1 protein-coding gene is annotated in these 1,375 nt (G+C 60.2%); it reads right to left on the reverse strand.

The window, feature by feature from the left end; translation table 11 throughout:
- Window positions 1-112 precede the first annotated feature (112 nt).
- Window positions 113-1,327 (reverse strand): IS701-like element ISRm31 family transposase, encoded by a 1,215-nt coding sequence (locus HGP14_RS35085; protein ID WP_168834370.1) that lies wholly within the window; start codon window positions 1,325-1,327, stop codon window positions 113-115.
- Window positions 1,328-1,375: the final 48 nt, after the last annotated feature.

A 1,375-nucleotide genomic window follows, 5' to 3' on the forward strand; every position in this document is an offset into this window, starting at 1 on the left:
GCCGCCTGATGGGCGCGCCTCCAGCATGACCATGCGATGACGTAGGCGGGGTTTATGCGACGCTGAGCGAGTCTGATGGCGATGCGCCGGACTTCCTGGATAGACCAGCGGATCAAATCCTGATGGTCGGCATCCGCGGTCTTTTTTGGGGCGTCGCGTCATTGGCGCGGTACCGGATCACCGCCATCATGGCGAAGGCAAGCATGACGAGGGAGACGTGGCGATGCCAGCCATGCCATGACCGGGTTTCGTTGTGATCGAGTCCGAGCTCGTTCTTGGCGGTCTCGAAGCTGTCTTCGATCGCCCAGCGATGGCCTTCAACGGAAACGAGCGTCTGGATGTCCGTCCCGGCCGGGCACCATGTGGTGAAGAATGCGAGATCACCGTCGCTGATATTGCGCCGGATCAGTAGGCCACGGGTCCAAAGCCCCGATTTCGTCTCGTTATATTCGTCGGCATCGAGATCGGCGAGTTCGCAGTAGGCCCAGTCATGAAGCCGCGCGCCTTTGGTGCCCTCACCGGCGGAAAGACGTTGCCATGCGCTTGGATCGAGATCACGGGCGATCTCCTGCGCTGTGCCGGCGACCGGAGGCTTTCCCGACCACGAGCCGAAATGGTGGTCCGATTTAACCCCAAGAACGTAGCCTTTGCAGGCTCGGCGCAGGGTTCCTTCGACGTCCCCGACGCCATACACCGCATCTGCGGCCACCCATGAAAACGGCACATCGGCTGCCAGCGCCCGCCGTATCATATCGACAGCCAGGCCTGGCTTGGTAGCGAAGGCTGTAGCCTGAGGAACATGAGTTGCTGCAAGCCTTGCCGGATCGCCAGTCCAGCTCTTGGGCAAGTACAGGGCTCGATCGATAAAGGCATGACCGCGAACGGACACATAGGCGGCGAACACACCGATCTGGCAGTTCGTTATCTTGCCAGCCGAACCTGTATATTGACGTGCAACACCGCACGACGTCTTGCCCTGCTTGAGGAAGCCCGTCTCGTCGATGACCAGGACCGCATCATCCGTGGCGAGGTTCTCTACGACATACTCTCGCACGATGTCGCGAAGTGCGTCCGCGTCCCAGCGCCCGCGCCCCAGAATGGCTTGTTGCCGCCACGGGCCGGGATCACCGGCCGCCTCAGCGCGCATCCAACCTGTCTTACGCCGCTCGTCACCCAGCAAGCCGTCCAGGAAAAGGTTCGCAGATGCTGCAACTCGCTCCTGCGTAAACAGTCCGCGCATGCGAGCCTTCACGTCGCGCAACGATGATGCCCATAGCTCAAGCGTCGTCTCGATTGATGCACCTGCCATCCATGACCTCCGAATCATGGAGACCCATAGATTCAGATCATAGATAAATATGCAACTGTAATGCTA

This window comes from Rhizobium sp. P32RR-XVIII (assembly GCF_012641395.1).
In the GTDB taxonomy this organism is placed as follows: Bacteria; Pseudomonadota; Alphaproteobacteria; order Rhizobiales; family Rhizobiaceae; genus Rhizobium.

Excerpts from the sequence above, each read along its gene's own strand:
- HGP14_RS35085 (WP_168834370.1), bottom strand. The coding sequence starts at position 1,327 with ATGATTCGGAGGTCATGGATGGCAGGTGCATCAATCGAGACGACGCTT.